Below are 20,523 nucleotides of genomic sequence, written 5' to 3'. Positions count from 1 at the left end.
ATCGGATTTAGCTAAAAAGTGGATCAGTTTTCGGTGATCGTTGACAATTTACCTTTTGGCAAGGAAGAAGCAAACCTGTTCTTCCAGGTGGTGGCAAAGCGATATGAAGCGGGTAGTGTGCTCTTAACTAGTAATCTGTCTTTTGCTCAGTGGTCAAGTACATTTGGTGACGATGAGACGCTAACAGCGGCTATGCTGGATAGATTGCTGCACCATGCACATATTGTACAGATTAGTGGACAAAGTTATCGGTTAAAAGACAAGCTAAAAAGCGGTCAGCTACATAAAAAATTGAAACCGGAACTTAGCGAGTAAATTAAAGGGGGTGGATCAGTTTTACTTTAGCAAAGTGGATCAGAATTCAGTTGGCATTGACACCCAGGGCCAGAAACACGGATTTATTGATGACGCGACTGTCCTGCCGGACCTTCAGGACGATACAGTCAAGATAAACAATAGGATAGACTGCATCCAGTGGGCGATTTTGCCATTCGGTAACCTGCTCCATCACGGAATCGGTGACCTTCGAGACCAGCGCCGGTGAGACATCCGCGTCATACAGTTCTTTGAACGCAGCCGCTATCTCGCGGGTGGTCATCCCTTTGGCGTACAACGATAAAATCTGGTTATCCATCCCGGTGATCCGGGTCTGGTTTTTCTTCACCAGTTGCGGTTCGAAAGAACCGTCACGATCGCGCGGAGTGCGTAGTTCCAGAGGACCATCGCCGGTGGTAACGGTCTTTGTGGAATAGCCGTTGCGGGAGTTGGCACCCGGTTTGGGCTGATTTTTATCGTAGCCCAGATGGTGGGACATTTCGGCGTTGAGAGCCGCCTCAACGCTGATTTTCTTCAGCAGACGATCGAACTGGCTGAGATCGTCAGGGGTTTTGAGATTTTTGGCCAATTCATTAGCCAGAGCCTGCAATTGTTTTTCGTCCATAAATTAACCTTCATTTGATGCTGGATTGAACATATCAAAATCAGGCAATTACACAAATTTATGTACAGGCTCCAAACAATCCATCTTCCATTGATGGGCGGATGGTGTAATAGCCCTCAACTTCAACATAAACAGGTTTACCCGCTTCAATACCGGTTGCCAGATATCCTTTTTCTAAATCGATATTACTCACACTGTAAGTACGTCCACTTTTACACTCTTTAAATAATGCCGCGTCAGCGATATAACTATATTCCCCGCTCTTTTTATCTGGCTTTACTTGCTCTAAGGTATAATTTAAATTACTTTCTATTCGATTTCCTTCCTGATCGAGATATTCTATTTTTTTACCATCAACGCTAGGTTGAAAATAGGTTTTTTGCTCATCAGAATCAATCAAAAAGAATTTAGTGCCTTTTTTAGTCCAATTTCCTGTAGTAAAAAAAGTATTTTTTTGTTCTTCCTTACCCAAATAGGTTAATTGCTCAATAAATTTACCATTCGGATTGAAAAGAACTGTTGTTTCAATACCTGAACAATCTGCACAAGGGAGTACGCCAGTATAAATTTTATCCATTGTTTGGCTTTGTGATTGTGGCAATTTATGCTGACAGCCAGCAAGGATCATCGCACTCATTGTGAGCAATATATTCAATACTTTTCGCTTCATTATCCGCTCCAAAATCCATTCGATAAAATAGATCTATTACAATAACATTTGGTTATTTTCGCTAAATCATTTTACCTAGTTACACAATATTTAAAACCATTTATTGATTTTCATTACGAACAATAAATATTAGCAAGCGTCATGCTAATTTTTCTCTCTTCGGTTGAAAAAAGTATGGTGCTATTATGCACTTTAATCAGTAAATGCTTATAATTACAAATATTCAAAGGCGGCAATAACCGCCACTTAACAATAGTGGTGAGGGATTATGTCTAAAGATACTGAATACAAACCAATTAACTGCGATGACTATGATTATTTAGAACTCGCTTGTCAGCATAGTCTTCAGTTAACCATAAAACTGGATAATGGAGAAATTATTGAAGGCAAAGCAATTGATTTGCTGTTAAAAAAACAGGTTGAATATCTGGTTGTTGATGTTGCTAGTGAAAAAAAACAACTGCGATTAGATCATATTGTTAGTTTTAGTCATCCGGAAATTGGCGACATCATTATTGATCATTCTGGTTCATAAAAGAAATCTTGATTATACTTGCACAATAATACCCCTTACTTGAAAAGTAAGGGTTTTTTATCCGTTATCCATTTTATTTTCAATTCAGACTGGCCTTGAATAGATTGTCCTGATTGAGTAATAAATACACCAACGGCCGCAATAAGTTCATCATTATAATAAATTAAAGGCGTTCTTTCCCTTAACCAAGGCGCTACACCTAACTCCTGCCAAAGCTTTTTACTCGGTCTGGCGTGCTGACGACCAATAATTTTAATATTTCCTTTTAATCCAAATCGAATAGTAACCTGCTCATTTGGTAACGGCGCCCGGAATCCGGTTCCCTTATCTGTGACTATTAGCGTGCCTAAGTTATCAGGCAATTTAACCGCGGCAGGCAGCTGCCACGCTAAACAAATTTTAGTGAGATCGTTAAATTGTGGCAGCAACCAAAGCTGTTGTTTAAAGCGCCGAATAACATTGTTGTTAGCTAATATAAATTGCGGCTCTGCATCTGGACGCGCGCAGATCACGTCTTGCCAAATTTGTTTTAATTGAACACGAGAAGGCATCAAAATTCGATGTAAACTCAACCAACGACGTAATATTGCGTTACGTTTCATTTCAGAATAACTTGCTAAAGTATCAAGCTGCAAGGCTCCTTCTGCCGTTACTAGCTGAGATAAATAATCTTGTAGTAATTCATTGAGTAAAGCTTCTTGTTCTGCACACAAACTGGCGCTTCTGGCCACTGCTTGTGAAAAATGCGGCCAACGCCGGTTAAAATGCGGCATTATAGCTAAACGTAAAAAATTACGATCATAGCGCTGATCTTGATTACTATCATCTTCTATCCAAGAAAGCGATTTTTTTTCAGCATAAACAACCAATTGCTGACGGCTGAATGATAATAGTGGTCTAATTAAATTGGTATCAGCAAACGGAATAGAAATTGGCATCGCAGATAAACCTGCTGGCCCACTGCCCCGTTTTAATGCTAATAAAAAAGTTTCTGCTTGATCATCTAAATGTTGGGCAGTAACAATAATTTCTTCAGGTAATAGTATTTCACGAAACACTTGATATCGTGCATCCCGCGCCGCTGCTTCTATCCCTTTTTTAGTTGGGTCGATATAAACATGCTGTGAAGAAAACTCTACCTGCCAGTCGAAACAAACTTTCTGGCAATGGATAGCCCAATCATCAGCTTTATCATTAAGTCCATGATGAATATAAACCGCACGGATATTAAGGTTTAGCACCGTGATTTGACGTAATGACACTAAGGCATGTAATAAAACTGTTGAATCTAGTCCACCACTGAAGCCTACCAATATTCGGCGTGTTGAGCCGATGGTTTTTATAATTTGGTTCAGTAATGCAGCCTCATCAACATTCATAATTATTATAACTACCTCTGTCGTAATTATTTATTGCTCTATTTTCTACTTATTATATTACTAGTATTAATATAATTTATTGTATTAAGTAAAATTTATTTAAAAAATAAATTGAGGGATAAATTTTTTAATCATGATATCTGATGATGATCAAAGATGAAAAAATTTTAAATATTAAAAAATGGAAATAACCATTGATAGTTATTTCCATTTTTATACCTTAGCTAGCGTAAAATTAGCAATAACCAAATTCCATTAAACGTTGATAACGGCGGTTTCTCAACTCTTCAGGACTAAATACATCGATATCACTCAAATCATTTAAAATACGCTGTTTAAGATTATGCGCAATTTGTTCATAATTACGATGCGCGCCACCCAACGGCTCTTCAACAATGTTGTCAATCAGATTAAGTGATTTTAAACGTGAAGCAGTGATCCCCATCGCTTCTGCAGCTAATGGGGCTTTATCCGCACTTTTCCAAAGAATAGAAGCACAACCCTCAGGTGAAATGACAGAATAAGTACTGTACTGCAGCATATTAACTTTATCACCAACGCCAATCGCTAATGCCCCTCCAGAGCCGCCCTCACCAATTACAGTACAGATAATAGGAACAGAGAGTCGGGACATTTCACGTAAATTACGGGCAATCGATTCGGACTGACCGCGCTCTTCCGCTCCAACTCCTGGATAAGCTCCCGGTGTATCGATAAAGGTAATAATCGGTAACTTAAAACGCTCAGCAATTTCCATTAATCGTAAAGCCTTACGGTATCCTTCCGGTGCTGGCATGCCAAAATTACGCCGAATTTTTTCTTTAGTTTCACGTCCTTTCTGATGACCAATAATCATTACTGGACGCCCATCCAATCGAGCCAATCCACCAACAATGGCTTTATCATCAGCATAAGCACGATCACCCGCTAGCTCTTGGAAATGCGTGAATATACGTCCAGCATAATCCAGAGTGTAAGGTCGCATCGGGTGACGAGCAAGTTGTGCTATTTGCCAAGCACCTAAGTCAGAAAAAATTTTGCGTGTTAACTCTAAACTCTTTTCGCGAAGTCTAGCGACCTCTTCATCTAGGTCAATATCTAGCTTGGTATCCTGACGATTTACTGCCGTTAACGAGTCTATTTTTGCTTCCAACTGCGCAATCGGCTGTTCAAAATCCAGAAAATTAAGGCTCATAATATTCCTATTTAGTCAAATTCTAATTCTACCTGCTGATTACCTAGCAGAGTTCGCAGCTCAGTCAAAAGATTATCGGTCGGAGTAACCCGCCAAGTGACGCCTAATTTTAATTTAGCGCGAGCGTCTTTCTTCTGATAATAAAGATGAACCGGTATTGTTCCTGAACGATAAGGTTCCAATGTGCTACGAAGACGGTTTAATAATTGGTCATCAATTTGTCTATCTGTCAATGAAATAGCAATACCTCTAGCATATTTCTCACGAGCTTCACTAAGATCCATCAGTTCACGAACAGACATTTTATTACCACCATTGAAATCATCAAAGCTGACCTGACCTGTGGCAATTAATATTTTATCTTTCTCAAGTAGATGCTGATACTTTTCTAACGCATCTGAAAATAACATTATATCCAAGCGTCCAGAGCGATCATCCAAAGTACATATACCTATTCTGTTGCCACGTTTAGTGGTTACTACTTTAGCGGTCAGCGCTAAACCAACCACCGTTGACATCTGTCCTCGAGGCGTTGGATTCACATCCTTTAATCTTAATCCACTAGTATAACGTTCAATTTCAGACAAATAAGCGGTAATAGGATGTCCCGTTAAATAGAGACCCAATGTTTCGCGTTCACCTTCTAATATAAGCTGTTCAGGCCATTTAGCTACACTAGCATAAGATTGTTCAACCTGCTCAGTCGCTTCAGCTAATACGCCAAACATATCAGTTTGTCCAATTGCTTCAGCTTTAGCGTGTTGATCTGCCGCTTTTAAGGCATCTTCTAATGAAGACATTAATGCAGCACGGTGCGGACCTAAATGATCAAAAGCACCGGACATAATCAATTTTTCCATTACGCGACGATTAAGCTTTTTAGTATCAACCCGTGCACAAAGATCAAAAATTTCTTTAAAATAACCACCTTTTTGACGTGATTCAATAATAGCTTCTATTGGGCCTTCACCAACACCTTTTATGGCGCCAATGCCATAAACAATTTCACCGCTATCATTGACATGAAAATGATATAATCCACTGTTGATATCCGGTGGCAATACTTTCAACTCCATACGCCAACATTCATCAACTAAACCAACCACTTTCTCGGTATTATCCATATCCGCTGTCATCACTGCTGCCATAAACTCAGCCGGATAATGTGTTTTTAACCAAAGGGTCTGGTATGAAACTAAGGCATAAGCAGCAGAATGTGATTTATTAAATCCGTAACCGGCAAATTTTTCTACCAGGTCAAAGATTTTCATGCCTAACTCACCGTCAATACCATTTTTAACCGCCCCTGCCTCAAAAACTGAGCGCTGTTGTGCCATTTCTTCAGGCTTTTTCTTACCCATCGCCCGACGGAGCATATCTGCTCCCCCTAGCGTATAACCAGCAAGCACCTGAGCAATCTGCATAACTTGTTCTTGATAAAGAATGATACCGTAGGTAGGCTCTAAAACCGGTTGTAATGATTCATGCTGCCATTCAACATCAGGATAAGAGATGGCTTCTCGTCCATGCTTACGATCAATAAAATTATCCACCATCCCTGACTGTAATGGGCCGGGACGAAAAAGTGCAACCAGAGCAATCATATCTTCAAAGCAATCAGGGCGTAATCGCTTAATCAAGTCTTTCATACCCCGAGATTCTAGTTGGAATACCGCTGTCGTTTCGGCCCGTTGTAATAGTTCAAAACATTTTTGATCATCGAGAGGGATGGTCGCGATATCAATGGGCGCTAAATTTTGTTTTGCCCGACGTTGATTAATCATATTTAACGCCCAACTAATAATTGTCAAAGTCCTTAGACCAAGAAAATCAAATTTTACCAGCCCGGCGTATTCAACATCATTTTTATCAAATTGGGTAAGCGGATTTTGTCCTTCAGGATCACAATAAAGGGGGGCAAAATCTGTTATTTTGGTCGGCGCAATAACTACGCCACCCGCATGTTTACCTGCATTACGTGTCACCCCTTCAAGTTTGCGCGCCATGTCTATTAATGCTTTAACTTCTTCATCAGCATCATAAATTTCTTGCAATTGTGGTTCTACAACGAATGCTTTTTCAAGCGTCATACCGGGATCCGGCGGAACTAATTTGGCGATACGATCAACAAATCCATACGGATGCCCCAGTACCCGACCAACATCTCGAATAACCGCTTTTGCGGCCATGGTACCAAAAGTAATAATTTGTGAGACAGCATCACGACCATACATTTGCGCCACATGTTCAATGACCTGATCGCGTTTTTCCATACAAAAATCAACATCAAAGTCAGGCATGGAAACACGCTCAGGATTAAGAAAACGCTCAAATAGCAGATCAAATTGAAGCGGATCCAAGTCCGTAATTTTTAATGCATAAGCGACTAATGAGCCTGCGCCTGATCCTCGTCCCGGGCCTACCGGAATAGCGTTATCTTTTGACCATTGAATAAATTCCATTACGATCAGAAAATAACCAGGAAATCCCATCTGATTAATCACTCGTAACTCGATATCTAAACGTTGATCATATTCAACCCGTCGCTCAGCTCTCTCCTTCTCGTCGGGATAAAGAAATTGTAAACGCTCTTCTAACCCGGCTTTTGCACATTTGATCAGGAAATCTTCCGTTACCATATCGCCGGTCGGGAATTGCGGCAAAAAATATTCGCCTAAACGCATCATGACATTACAGCGCTTAGCAATTTCGACACTATTTTCCAACGCCTCAGGAATGTCGGCAAATAACTCAACCATTTCCTGTTCACTGCGTAGATATTGCTGAGGACTATAATTTTTTGGTTTTTTCGGATCAGCGAGTGTAAAACCATCATGGATCGCGACCCGTATTTCATGGGCAGCAAAATCATCGCTATTAATAAAGCGTACATTATTCGTGGCAACGACTGGCACACCTTTTTGTGCAGCCAATTGGACAGCGGCATGTAAATAACTCTCTTCATCAGGCCGTCCAGTTCTGGCAATTTCTAGATAATAGTTATCTGGGAAATGGGTTTGATAAAAATCCAAACATTGTTCAACTAGTTGCTGATTTCCGCGCAACAAAAATTTACCCACATCTCCCATGCAGCCACCAGAGAGTAATAATAGTCCCTCTTTATGGGTTACTAGCCAGTCTCGTTTGATAGTTGGTCCGATCGCGCCATAGCCTTTTTGATAGGCTGCGGAAATAAGCAGGGTTAGATTATGGTAACCTTTATTATCCCTGGCCAGGATAGTCAAATGGGCAACTTCATCGCCGAGTAATTCACTCTCTAGATAAAAATCTGCACCAATAATTGGCTTCACTCCGGCAGAATGTGCCGCACCATAAAATTTTATTAAACCATAAAGATTGGTAAAATCGGTTATTGCCATTGCAGGCATACCTAATTCTGCCACTCGATTAACGAGTGGATTAATTTTTGCTAATCCATCAATAATGGAATAGTCACTATGTACGCGTAAGTGTATAAAACGTGGTTCGGCCATTTTCTTAGCTATACTCTTTGCAACTCAGTACTCGGCCAACAGGCGCAAAACTTTTGCGATGAAACTGTGTTGCACCATGCTGAGCCAGTTTTTCTAAATGAAATGCTGTTGGGTAGCCTTTATGTTGAGCAAAACCATATTCTGGATAAAGGATATCTAACTCGCGCATTTCCCTATCTCGGGTCACTTTCGCTAATATTGACGCGGCACTAATTTCCTGCACCAAACTATCACCTTTAATAATCGCCTGAGAAGGTACAGCAAAGCCTGGGCTCTTATTGCCATCGACCAAAACAAAATCAGGCATAGTGGTAAGTGCCGCCACTGCCCTACGCATGGCTAAAAAAGTTGCCTGCAATATGTTGATTTTATCAATCTCTTCAGGCTCTGCACGCCCAATGCTCCAACACAATGCTTTGTTTTGAATTTCAATATAAAGTGCATTACGCCGCTTTTCGGTTAATTTTTTTGAATCCGCCAATCCTATTATTGGCTGTTTGGGATCTAAAATCACGGCGGCTGTCACTACTGCTCCAACTAAAGGTCCTCGACCAACCTCATCAACACCCGCAATAAATTTTGCTTTAGGATAAATAAAATTATTCATTTTATACTTAGCTCCAAGACAGCCTCTGCCGCTTGTTGATCAGCATGACAACGGATACTTTCATGTAGTTGCAAGAAGGTTTGTTTTAGCTGCTCAACCTTTTTTTCGTCGATTAGTAAAGACTTAAGTGAGCCAGCTAATTGTTCTGGTTGACAATCTTGCTGAATATATTCTTTAACCAATTCTTCGCCCGCCAATAAATTAGGCAATGAAATAAAAGGGGTTTTAACCAAACGTTTAGCTAGCCAATAAGTCACTGATTTCATTCGATATCCAACTACCATCGGACATTTTGCTAACATACATTCTAATGAAGCTGTTCCCGAAGCTAATAAAGTTACATCGGCTGCGATCATAGCTATCCGCGCTTGGCCATCTAAAATTTTCAGTGGTAAGGTTGGAGAAATCTCACGATAAATCGCCTCAAACTGCTGCCGGCGCTGTTGATTGACGATAGGAACTAAGATTTGCAAATGAGGAAAGTCTTTTAGCAAAATTTGGGCTGCGTGCAAAAAGTCTGCACTTAACATTTCAACTTCGGCCCGACGGCTACCCGGCAAAATGGCCAAACACTTAGCATCATGGGCTATATTTAGTTGTGCTCTGGCAGCCTGTTTATCAGGCTGTAGCGGTATGATATCAGCCATCGTATGGCCGATAAAACGGCAGGGAATGTTGTAACGGTCATAAAACCTTTTTTCGAAGGATAACAAAGCAAGCACCAGGTCGGTCGCCTCCCCTATCTTGAAAACACGATCTTGTCTCCACGCCCAAACAGAAGGACTGACGTAATGAATGGTTTTGACCCCTGTTTGCTTTAATTTTCGCTCAAGGGTAATATTAAAGTCAGGCGCATCTATGCCAACAAATACATCAGGTCGCAATTTAGTGAAACGTTTAGTTAGGTCAGCTCGAATTTTTAATAATCGCGCTAGTCGACCCAAAACTTCAACAATCCCCATCACAGCAAGCTCTTCCATTTCATACCAGGCTTCACAGCCCTCAGCTTGCATTAATGGGCCTGCGACACCAACAAAACGCGCATTAGGGACTTGCTGTTTTAGCGCACGAATAAGACCTGCACCAAGTATGTCGCCTGATGTTTCTCCTGCAACGAGACCAATAGTCAAAGGTCGTTGTTGAATTGCAACTTGATGACTATTCGCCAAAGATTTCTCCTATTCAGGTTGCTTGTTAACGAATAATCCCGCGGTTAGATTGCGCTGAATTTTCTAAAAAATCACTCAGTATTTTTACCTGTTGATTCTTTTCACCTAGAACGACCAATTCTTGTCTGGCTTCATCTAGCGTTTTACCACATCGGTAAAGGATTTTATACGCATTCCTAATCGCATGTAGTGATTCTTTATCAAAGCCACGACGTTTTAAACCTTCAATATTCACACCATAAGGAGTCGCATGATTACCTTGCGCAATAACATAAGGCGGAACATCTTGGGCAACACCAGAGCAGCCACCAACCATAACATGAGCACCAATTTGGCAAAATTGATGCACCGCACTCATACCACCAATGATGGCATAATCATCTAGTTTAACATGTCCACCAAGCGTACCGTTATTAGCAATTATACAATAATTGCCTAGCAAACAATCATGGGCTATATGGGTATTTACCATCAATAGATTATCATGACCTATTTTGGTTAAACCTCCGCCTTGTAGGGTTCCACGGTGAATGGTACAACTCTCCCTAATACGATTGCGATCACCAATCTCAACTCGAGTTGGTTCTCCTTGGTATTTTAGATCCTGATTAATTTCACCTATCGTGACAAACTGAAATATCTGGTTATTACAACCAATTTTGGTATTGCCATTGACAACCACATGAGATTTCAGTGTGGTATCTGCACCAATTTCAACCTGAGAACCAATATAGCAAAACGGGCCTATGTGGACATTTGCACCGATAATCGCGCCTTCAATAATAGAAGAGGGATGAATAATCGCTGTTTTATTAATCATATCAGCCCTCATTTTTACGCTTCTTGGCTGCGAGCACACATCATTGTCGCTTCACAAACAACTTTTTCATCCACTTTTGCAATACCTTTAAAACGCGTCAAGCCACGCTTAGTTTTAACAAACGTTACCTCAAAAATCATCTGATCACCAGGTTGCACCGGATGTTTAAATCTTGCTTCGTCAATACCAGCAAAATAATAAAGTTCGCCAGGCTCTAATTTTCCCACACTCTTGAAAGCTAAAATACCAGCCGCCTGAGCCATTGCCTCAAGAATTAATACCCCCGGAAATATTGGTTTACCCGGAAAATGACCTTGAAAGAAAGGTTCATTGAAAGAGACATTTTTTACTGCTCGTAAAAATTTACCTTCTTCAAAATCCAATACACGATCAACTAACAAAAAAGGATAGCGATGGGGTAACAAACCTAAAATTTCTTCTATATCCAGAGTATGTTTATCACTCATAGAAAAGACTCTTCTTGTTTAAATTTAAAAAATTATATATTAATAATGCGGCCTGCTTTAACCCTCAATAAGGTAATCTGCAGGCCGCAATTAACAAATCTACACAGCAGTATTTAGTTATCTTTACTAAATACCTTACGTTCTAGTGCCTTCATACGCTTGGCCATTTCATTAATATTCATGACTAAAGCGGCTGTTTTTCGCCAAACCTTATTTGGCAGTAATGGAATGCCAGAAGAGTAAATTCCCGGCTCACTAATTGGACGCATTACCATTCCCATTCCGGTTATAGTAACTTTATCACAAATTTCCATATGTCCATTGATCACGCTGGCACCACCAATCATACAATATTGGCCTATTTTCAGGCTACCGGCCATAATAACACCACCGGCAATAGCACTATAATCACCGATAATCACATTGTGAGCAATCTGACATTGGTTATCAATGATAACCCCATTACCAATTATTGTATTCTCTAGTGCACCGCGGTCAATGGTGGTACAAGCACCAATTTCAACATTATTTCCAATAATAACTGTACCTAATTGAGGTATTTTTATCCATTGGCCTTTTTCATTTGCATAGCCAAAACCATCTGAACCAATAACTGTTCCAGATTGGATAAGACACTGTTCACCTATCTCGACACTATGATAGACAGAAACATTTGCCCATAAACGCGTAGACTGACCGATCTTGACATTTTTACCAATAAAGCAACCTGCACCAATAATAACCTGATTACCTAATGTCGCCCCTGACTCAATAACGGCATTAGCACCAATGGCAACATCTTCGCCGAGCTTAACATCTTCCGCAATAACCGCTGAAGGATGGATATTTTGTGCAGGTTTTGGCGTGGTATCCAAAATTTGAGCTAATCGAGCATAGGCAAGATAAGGATCTTTAACCACTAATGCGGCTATTTTACTCTCGGCTAGATCCTCTTGCTTTAATACCACAGCAGCAGCTTTGCATTTTGCCAATTGCGTTAGGTAACGGCTATCCGATAAAAAAGTAATTTGCCCTTCCTTCGCTAAATGCATAGGCGCAATAGCGGTAATGGTAATATTACCATCACCATGTAGCTGCGCGTCCAATTGCTGGGCTAAATCAGCTAATCGAATAGAAACCATCTATTATTTAACCTTTTTAATAACCAGATCGGTAATATTTTTCAGGCTAGAACTGTTTTCCGGATAGAGAACCGCATTTACGTCAACAACCACGTCGTAACGCTCTTTTTCTGCAACCGCTTTAGTTGCGGTCTTTATCGTTTGCAATATTTTATTGCGCTCTTCTTGCTGACGACGTTGGTTATCTTTTTCAAATTGCTGTGCTTTTTGAAGAAAATCTTTCCGCTTAGCCTCAAACGCTTGAAGATCTTTTTCATTAGGCTTAGCGGCGCTTTTTTGCAATTTTTCTGCCCGAGCCTGTAAATCTTTTTCCATATTTTGCAACTCATTAGCGCGTCCTTTGAACTCTTTTTCAAGTTGCTTAGTTACCGCTTTACTGGTTGCTATGTTCTTAAAAACTTCACCGACGTTAATAACGGCAACTTTCTCTGCATAAGCACTGGCAGATACAGATAAAATCAAACCTAAACCTGCTGCACACAACAATTTTTTCACACTAAACTCCTTATCTCTTATGATCTGACCACAAGCGAATCGATGAATTGAATTGACGTTTTACCACGTCCTACCAATATTAAACTGAAACTCTTCAGATTTGTCACCTTCATAATCTTTTATTGGCTTGGCATAAGAAAAGACCAGCGGACCAAGTGGTGACATCCATTGTAATGCAATCCCTGTCGAAACTCGAATATTGGATGCCTTACCATAGTCAGGCATTCCTGCTCTCCAGCTTGCGGGGGTGTTACTCCAATTCGAATCCCAAACAGTACCCGCATCAATAAAGAAAGAAGTTCTGATCGAATTAGCATACTTTTCATCAATAAACGGGGTTGGCGTAATTAACTCTAATGACGCTGTTACCATTGCATTGCCGCCAACAGCATCCGTTGAGGGACTACCGGATTTTGGACTTACTACACCATTTTTTTCTTCAAGATAAATTGCTTTAGGGCCGATATTATTGGAACGAAAACCACCTACCGTACCAGCACCACCAGCATAAAAGTTTTCATAAAATGGTAATTCTTTTCCACCAAAACCATTACCATAACCTAACTGTGCCCGGCCTAATAATACCCATTTGTTATCCTCATCAATGGGATAATATTGCGATGTATCAAACCGAATCTTATAGTATTGATTATTAGAACCAGGAATGGTGATTTTACTATTTAATGAAGTTTTATTGCCCGCTGTCGGGAAGAAACCACGATCTAGGTTATTATAAGTCCAACCTAAATTAAGGGTAAAATCATTAGCATTATAGCGCGCTTTATCATCAAAATTAGGATTTTCGCCCATACTTTGTAAATAACGCCACATTCCAACTTGAGCTTTCATATCAGACAGGGAGTTATGAACAAAACCTGCCCCAATTCGAAACGCATTATTTTCATTAAAAGGAAAACTCAAGGTACTATCAACACCATAAGTTTTATTATTATAGCGTGAAAGATCAGCATCCTTGGCACTAAAATCATTATAGAATAATCGGCCACCCAAGCTGACACCATTAACGGTAAAATAAGGATCGGTTAATGATAATTCCGCATAAGTCGAATAATCATTCTTGCTTGCACTAATACCAACAGCATTACCAGTACCAAGCCAGTTTTCTTGTTGAACACCGACTTGGAAACTGATACCACTTTCAGTACCAAAACCAATGCCGAAGTTCATCGAGCCAGTATTACGTTCTTTAACTTTATAGACCACATCAACTTGATCAGGTGTACCAGGTACACGTTGCGTTTCAACATCAACGATTTCGAAAAAACCGGTCCGATTTAATCGTTCTTTGCCTAGGTTAACCAAATCATTGCCTAACCAAGCGCCTTCCATCTGACGCATCTCACGACGTAAAACAGAATCTTTACTAACATCATTGCCGACAAAACGGATTTGGCGAACATAGAAACGGCTACCTGCATCAACATTCACATGCAGTTTAACGGTTTTATCTTCATCATTGATTTCAGGTTGGGTAATAACACGAGGATAAGCATAACCATAACGACCCAGGAGATCCTTAATTTTGTTCTCCATGTTAGTAACTTCAGTACCATTATAAAGCGAAGAAGGTTTGATGGTGATTAATTGGTTGATTTCATCATAATGGCCAGCAGTTTCGCCATTTAATTCAACGCCGGATATGGTATATTTATCGCCTTCTGTCACATTGATAGTGACATAAATACCTTTCTTATCAGGTGTCAGACTGACATTAGTTGAGTCGATATTAAATTTGGCATAACCTCGGTCGAGATAAAAACTGCGTAGGGTTTCTAAATCACCTGCCAGTTTTTGTTTCTGATATTTTTGATCAGCAATAAAATTCCACCAGGGTACATCATCACGTAATTGAAAACGATTTACCAATTCACCCGTGGTAAATGCTTTATTACCGACGATATTAATCTGTTGGATCTTAGCTGAAACGCCTTCAGAAAAGATTAATTTTAAGTCAACACGATTACGCGGTAGCGGTGTGACTACTGCTTTAACTGTCGCATTATACTTACCAACACTGTAATAAAAATCTTCCAGACCCTTTTCGATATTCGCCAGTTTTGTGCGATCGAGGGCTTCACCAACGCGAATATTGGAAGCCTCAAGATTTTGCTTTAATAAATCGTCTTTAACCGACTTATTACCAGAGAATGTAATGCTTGCAATAGTTGGCCGCTCTTTTACTTGAACTATAAGCGTATTTCCATCACGCAAAACTCTAACATCTTCGAAATTACCCGTTGAAAATAGCGCTCGAATAGTACGACCTATATCGTCATTATTAATCGTATCTCCTACCCGAACAGGCATATTCAATAGTGCTGCACCAACGGCGACGCGTTGAAGACCTTCAAAATGAATATCTTGAACTACAAACCCGTCTGAACCGTATGCAGTGGCGCTGCCAAATAGCAGCGATGCTATGAGCAACTTTTTCATCGCCATTGTTGTTATGAGTATTCCTAACTAGTCTCTCTCTTAAAGACGAGAGAAATCATTGAAAAGTACAAGCCCCATTAATAATATCAATGCAATAGCACCAATACGATAGCTGAAGTCTTGTACACGCTCAGACACTGGTTTTCCTTTAATCTTTTCGATTAACAAGAAAAGTAAGTGCCCACCATCTAATACAGGCAAAGGAAACAGGTTAATGAGCCCTAAATTGACACTAATTAATGCAATAAAGATCAGATAATACACTAACCCAGACTCAGCGGAAATGCCGGCTCCTTTTGCAATAGAAACAGGCCCACTAAGATTATTGAGTTTAATATCACCAGTGACCAATTTACCTATCATGCTAACTGTCAACTTCATCAACTGCCAAGTTTTATCCGTTGCCTGGTACAACGCATAAAACGGACCATATTGCTGAGTGATTTTATACTCATCTGCAAGTGGTATTACTGATAATTCAAGCCCGGCAAATCCAATTTGCCGCCCTTTAGCTATCGTTTTTACTTCTGGTGTTAACGTTAATTGCTGCTGTTCACCTTGTCTTTCGATCGTCAATAACAATGGAATATTAGGACTTTGCCGAACAAAATAGGTGAATGGATGCCAAACATCTATTATCTGATCACCCACTTTTACAATTCTGTCTCCTACTTGTAAGCCTGATAATGCCGCCGCTGAGCCAGGTTGAATATTACGCACAATGGGATCTTGCCTGGCACTAACTGGCATAATTCCTAAAGATAAAACCGGATCCTGAGTTTCTGGATCAAAATGCCATTCCCGCAAATCAATCACTTTTTTTATCGGCGTTGAATTTCCAATAGGTAAAACCTTCATGCTTAATTCTTCATCACCAATTTTACTAATTAAGGCGAGACGAACTGCGTTCCAGTCAGGGGTTTCGATACCATCTATTGATTTTAGTTCCATACCTGGTGAAATATTTGCTTGCTCAGCAATCGAGTTTGACTGAATATCTTCAATGACTGGGCGCACGGAAGGGATACCAATAATGAAAACTAACCAATAAACAAATATTGCCAATAAAAAATTGGCTATTGGCCCCGCACTAATCACTGCAGCACGTTGTCCTACTGTTTTATTATTAAAAGCAAAGTGGCGACGCTCTGGTGCTACAGCAGCTACTCGCTCATCTAGCATTTTAACATAGCCACCTAACGGGATCAGGGCGATAACAAATTCTGTACCATGACGATCGACTTTACGCCATAAGGCTTTTCCAAAACCAATGGAGAAACGCTCAACATAAATACCACAGCGCCTAGCCACACAGAAATGGCCAAATTCATGTACGATAATTAGCACACCTAATGCAATAATAAATGCCGCTAAACTCCAAACAAATCCCATGATATACCTTAAAAACTAAAAAAATAACAATGTCAATCCTGCAAAAACAGGTATAGCCGAGGTCAAACTATCGATTCTATCTAATACGCCACCATGTCCTGGAATTAAATGACTACTATCTTTGATGCCAGCCTGACGTTTAAACATACTTTCCGTTAAATCACCAAAAACAGAAATAATTACAACAATAACAGAACAAAATAGTAAATTCTTGGATATTAATAAAACAGGAACAAATAAACTAAATAGCCAGGCTATAATACCTGCTGTCAGCATTCCACCAAGCATACCTTCCAAGGTTTTACCAGGAGAAACCTTCGCCGCCAATTTATGTTTACCAAATAAATGTCCAAAAAAATAAGCGCCACTATCTGCACTCCAAACTAATAGCATGACATAAAGCACCCACCAAGCACCGATAAAATTGTCAATATGATAATCGACGCTTTTTAACACCAACATGCCACAATAAAAAGGTAAAATGGTTAAAACACCAAACAAAATTTTTAATATTACTGACTGAGACCAGAATCGAGCAGAAGTAGGAAAAGTGACAACCAATATTATCGCAACTAACCACCAAACTAACCCAGCCGATAAAATATAAAAAATCAAAGGCTCTGTTGTTAATTGACTGAGATCCTGAAATGACAATTGTAAACCCAATAAACAAATACCAAATAAAACAACAGATATAATTCGTTTAATCTGTACTGTCCAGCCAATAAATTGGCTCCATTCCCAAGCAGCTAACGAGCAAATAACAATGATAACATAACCAAACAAGTTAGGAGGTAAGAAAAAAAGTGCCGCGATAACTAATGGAATAAGTATGATAGCTGTTATGATACGAGCATTTAAGTTTAGCAAAAGAGTCCCCTATTCTTCATTAATATCATCAGGCTCAGTGTTACCAAAACGTCGTTCACGCTGATTAAAAGCCACAATTGCACTTTTGAAAGCTTCCTCATCAAAATCCGGCCAGAGCACATCGGTAAAATAAAATTCAGCATAAGCAATCTGCCATAAAAGAAAATTGCTGATGCGATATTCTCTCCCAGTTCTAATAACTAAATCAACGGTTGGTTGATCATGTAGACTAATAAATTCATTTACCGTATCTTCGTTAATATTTTCTGGTAATAATGAACCCGCTTTAATTTTCTCTGCAATAAGTCCCATTGCATGGGTAATATCCCAACGACCACCATAATTAGCGGCAATATTGAGTTGTAATCCGGTATTATTTGCGGTTAAGTCAACCGCGTGTTTGATACGATTTTGTAATTTAGTTTTAAATCGGATGATATCGCCAATAATCGTTAATTTAACATTATGAATATTTAAATTTTTAACTTCATCATCCAGGAACCAAGTAAAAAGTTCCATCAGAGCACTAACCTCAGTTTCTGGTCGATTCCAATTTTCACTACTAAAAGCATAGAGCGTTAAAGACTGAATCTCATTTTTAACAGCAAATTTAACCGCTTTTTGTACCGCTTCTGTTCCTGCTAGATGCCCTTTAATTCTTAACTTTCCATGTTGCTTCGCCCAGCGTCCATTACCATCCATAATAATAGCAACATGCCTCGGAATTCGTTGCTGTGAGCTATCATTATCATACATAAGTTTCATGCCAAAAAAGTTCCTTTACTATAAGCTTACATAACTATTGCGCTTAATTATTTTGGATAATAAAAATAAAATTACTTAAGATGAATCAAAAAATTTCCATATTTACTAATAAGTTAATAGTTAGCTCTTTATTCATTTTTGATATCCTTAACCCATTATAATTTTATAAAAGTTTAATCTGAGATAAATATAAAAACATTTGAGCAACTTAAATTCTTTATTAATAGGATATTGCTAATGTTTCAATATAATTAATTGCCATTTGACGCGCTTCGCTATCAATCGCTAACACTGCATCAATGCTATCAGGTTCGGCCAAACTTAACCTTTCTACTGTATCCAAATTAACTTGCGCAATATCAGTAAATCGAAGCTTTCCGGCCAAAAATGCAGCAACAGAAACTTCATTCGCAGCATTTAAAATTGTGGTTGCTGCTTGCCCATGATGACAAGCATAAATCGCTAATTTCAAACAGGGGTAACGTTGGTAATCTGGAGCAATAAAAGTTAATGAAGATAATTGTTTAAAATCAAGTGCCGCTGCACCTGAAGGGATACGATCTGGATAAGCCATACTATAGGAAATCGGTGTTCTCATATCAGGCGTACCTAATTGAGCGATCACACTTCCATCCTGATAGCGTACCATGGAATGAATAACAGATTGTGGATGAATAATAACTTCAATTTGTTCGGCTGAAGCATTAAAAAAATACCGAGCTTCAATATACTCAAGCCCTTTATTCATCATCGTTGCAGAATCAACCGAGATCTTACGCCCCATAGACCAATTAGGGTGATTGCAAGCCTCATTAGCCGTCATATTCTTAAGAGAAGCGAGCGGAATTTCACGAAAAGGGCCACCCGAGCCAGTTAATACTATGCGCGTTATTCCATGTTGTTCAAGATTAGCAAAACCTAAATTACGCTGAATTTCAGTCGGTAAACTTTGAAATATCGCATTATGTTCACTATCAATAGGCAGGACCTGAGCACCATATTTTTTAATTGCGTCGAAAAACAGGTGCCCACTAGTAATTAATGACTCTTTATTGGCTAATAAAATACGCTTACCTTGACGAATCGCAGCTAATGTTGGCATTAATCCAGCAATTCCGGTAATTGCGGACATCACTTGATCAACATTATCAAGCGCCGCTAGTTCACAAACTCCCTTTTGGCCTGCTAAGACTTCAGTTTTACATCCGTGTTTATTTAGTATGCTTCTTAGATTATTGGCTAATTTTTCGTCTGACATAGCAGCATATTGTGGCTGGAATTCTAAGCATTGCTGAACCATAGTAGCCACATTTTTATGTGCAACTAATGCGATAATTTCAAATTTCGCTGGATTTTTTTTGACTACTGATAGTGTCGTTTTACCAATTGAACCCGTCGAGCCTAAAATTGTCAGACGTATCATTGTGATATATATGCTCTACTATTTAATTAAAAAGAATTATTCTTAACTCAGCCATATAGCATAACATAAAATGGAGCAATAAATTTAAAGATATAATAAAGCCATACTTACTTTTATATAGCTTATGGCTTTATTATAAGAATGTTTAAAATTCCATCAATTCTTTTTCTTTTTGTTCCAGAGCTTCATCAACTTTTTTGATAAAATTATCGGTCAACTTCTGGATTTCATCTTCTGCTCGACGTTCATCATCCTCACTAATTTCTTTATCTTTTAGTAATGCCTTGATTTTATCATTCGCATCACGTCGTGCATTACGAACAGATACACGTCCCTGCTCAGCATCATTACGGACAACTTTAATCAAATCCTTACGTCGTTCTTCCGTCAACGGTGGTAAAGGCACCCGTATTATGGTTCCTGCTGAAGAAGGATTAAGACCTAGATCTGATGCCATAATGGCCTTTTCCACTGCTGGTGCTAACGTACGATCAAACACAGTAATGGCGAGTGTACGTGAATCCTCAGCGGTAATATTCGCTAACTGACGTAACGGCGTTGCAGCACCATAATATTCAACCATGATACCATCCAATAAACTTGGCGATGCACGGCCGGTACGAACTTTATTAATTTGACTTTTCAATGCTTCGACACTTTTTTCCATACGCTCTTGAGCATCTTTTTTGATTTCATTAATCAC

Annotated in this window: 17 protein-coding genes and 2 pseudogenes; 2 read left to right on the top strand and 17 right to left on the bottom strand. The window is 39.4% G+C overall.

Going from position 1 to position 20,523, the window contains the following annotated elements; translation table 11 throughout:
- Positions 1-48 precede the first annotated feature (48 nt).
- A pseudogene (locus V3224_RS25605) lies at positions 49-315 on the top strand (ATP-binding protein); the annotation flags it as partial.
- 55 nt (positions 316-370) lie between these two features.
- On the opposite strand, the pseudogene V3224_RS25600 reads toward V3224_RS25605, so the two are convergent.
- Both V3224_RS25600 and V3224_RS25595 read right to left on the bottom strand, forming a co-directional pair.
- Positions 371-940: pseudogene (locus V3224_RS25600) on the bottom strand (IS256-like element ISEic2 family transposase); the annotation flags it as partial.
- Positions 941-998: 58 nt separating this feature from the next.
- The gene (locus V3224_RS25595) at positions 999-1,610 is read right to left on the bottom strand and encodes a copper resistance protein NlpE N-terminal domain-containing protein (protein WP_334473283.1); all 612 of its coding nucleotides are present in this window, start codon (positions 1,608-1,610) and stop codon (positions 999-1,001) included.
- A 268-nt stretch (positions 1,611-1,878) separates the two neighbouring features.
- Here V3224_RS25595 and rof point away from each other — a divergent pair, with 268 nt between their 5' ends.
- Positions 1,879-2,145: a Rho-binding antiterminator gene (rof, locus tag V3224_RS25590; RefSeq protein WP_334473281.1), complete on the top strand. Its 267-nt coding sequence runs from the start codon at positions 1,879-1,881 to the stop codon at positions 2,143-2,145.
- Positions 2,146-2,180: 35 nt separating this feature from the next.
- On the opposite strand, the gene tilS is transcribed toward rof, so the two are convergent.
- The 15 genes from tilS to frr form a co-directional block, all read right to left on the bottom strand.
- On the bottom strand, positions 2,181-3,524 hold the full coding sequence (tilS, locus tag V3224_RS25585; protein WP_334473280.1) for a tRNA lysidine(34) synthetase TilS: 1,344 nt from the start codon (positions 3,522-3,524) through the stop codon (positions 2,181-2,183).
- Between the two features lie 235 nt (positions 3,525-3,759).
- Positions 3,760-4,719: an acetyl-CoA carboxylase carboxyl transferase subunit alpha gene (gene accA / locus V3224_RS25580; RefSeq protein ID WP_334473278.1), complete on the bottom strand. Its 960-nt coding sequence runs from the start codon at positions 4,717-4,719 to the stop codon at positions 3,760-3,762.
- A gap of 11 nt (positions 4,720-4,730) precedes the next feature.
- Positions 4,731-8,213 (bottom strand): DNA polymerase III subunit alpha, encoded by a 3,483-nt coding sequence (gene dnaE, locus V3224_RS25575; RefSeq protein ID WP_334473277.1) that lies wholly within the window; start codon positions 8,211-8,213, stop codon positions 4,731-4,733.
- Positions 8,214-8,217: 4 nt separating this feature from the next.
- Positions 8,218-8,820: a ribonuclease HII gene (rnhB, locus tag V3224_RS25570; RefSeq protein WP_334473275.1), complete on the bottom strand. Its 603-nt coding sequence runs from the start codon at positions 8,818-8,820 to the stop codon at positions 8,218-8,220.
- Positions 8,817-9,965: a lipid-A-disaccharide synthase gene (gene lpxB, locus V3224_RS25565; protein WP_334473874.1), complete on the bottom strand. Its 1,149-nt coding sequence runs from the start codon at positions 9,963-9,965 to the stop codon at positions 8,817-8,819. The genes rnhB and lpxB overlap by 4 nt, the downstream gene beginning before the upstream one ends.
- Before the next feature lie 49 nt (positions 9,966-10,014).
- Positions 10,015-10,809 carry an acyl-ACP--UDP-N-acetylglucosamine O-acyltransferase gene (lpxA, locus tag V3224_RS25560; protein ID WP_334473273.1) on the bottom strand — a complete coding sequence of 265 codons (795 nt, stop codon included), beginning with the start codon at positions 10,807-10,809 and terminating at the stop codon, positions 10,015-10,017.
- Positions 10,810-10,823: 14 nt separating this feature from the next.
- Positions 10,824-11,276, bottom strand: a complete 453-nt coding sequence (fabZ, locus tag V3224_RS25555) for a 3-hydroxyacyl-ACP dehydratase FabZ (RefSeq protein WP_032115732.1) — start codon at positions 11,274-11,276, stop codon at positions 10,824-10,826.
- A 113-nt stretch (positions 11,277-11,389) separates the two neighbouring features.
- Positions 11,390-12,418 (bottom strand): UDP-3-O-(3-hydroxymyristoyl)glucosamine N-acyltransferase, encoded by a 1,029-nt coding sequence (lpxD, locus tag V3224_RS25550; RefSeq protein WP_334473271.1) that lies wholly within the window; start codon positions 12,416-12,418, stop codon positions 11,390-11,392.
- A 3-nt stretch (positions 12,419-12,421) separates the two neighbouring features.
- The gene (locus V3224_RS25545) at positions 12,422-12,913 is read right to left on the bottom strand and encodes an OmpH family outer membrane protein (RefSeq protein ID WP_334473269.1); all 492 of its coding nucleotides are present in this window, start codon (positions 12,911-12,913) and stop codon (positions 12,422-12,424) included.
- A gap of 60 nt (positions 12,914-12,973) precedes the next feature.
- Positions 12,974-15,376, bottom strand: coding sequence for an outer membrane protein assembly factor BamA (gene bamA / locus V3224_RS25540; protein ID WP_334473267.1), 2,403 nt, complete (start codon positions 15,374-15,376; stop codon positions 12,974-12,976).
- 33 nt (positions 15,377-15,409) lie between these two features.
- Positions 15,410-16,765, bottom strand: coding sequence for a sigma E protease regulator RseP (gene rseP, locus V3224_RS25535; protein WP_334473872.1), 1,356 nt, complete (start codon positions 16,763-16,765; stop codon positions 15,410-15,412).
- Between the two features lie 12 nt (positions 16,766-16,777).
- Complete coding sequence (gene cdsA, locus V3224_RS25530; protein WP_334473265.1) at positions 16,778-17,632, bottom strand: phosphatidate cytidylyltransferase; 855 nt, start codon at positions 17,630-17,632, stop codon at positions 16,778-16,780.
- Positions 17,633-17,641: 9 nt separating this feature from the next.
- Positions 17,642-18,397, bottom strand: a complete 756-nt coding sequence (uppS, locus tag V3224_RS25525) for a polyprenyl diphosphate synthase (protein WP_334473264.1) — start codon at positions 18,395-18,397, stop codon at positions 17,642-17,644.
- A 220-nt stretch (positions 18,398-18,617) separates the two neighbouring features.
- A complete protein-coding gene (gene ispC / locus V3224_RS25520; RefSeq protein ID WP_334473263.1) occupies positions 18,618-19,820 on the bottom strand; it encodes a 1-deoxy-D-xylulose-5-phosphate reductoisomerase in 1,203 nt (400 codons plus the stop codon).
- Between the two features lie 145 nt (positions 19,821-19,965).
- A complete protein-coding gene (gene frr / locus V3224_RS25515) occupies positions 19,966-20,523 on the bottom strand; it encodes a ribosome recycling factor (protein WP_334473262.1) in 558 nt (185 codons plus the stop codon).

Source organism: Arsenophonus sp. PmNCSU2021_1, from assembly GCF_036919435.1.
Classification (GTDB): domain Bacteria; phylum Pseudomonadota; class Gammaproteobacteria; order Enterobacterales; family Enterobacteriaceae; genus Arsenophonus; species Arsenophonus nilaparvatae.
Note: the sequence above shows the minus strand (reverse complement) of the source record. Positions and strands in the feature narration are given on the sequence as shown.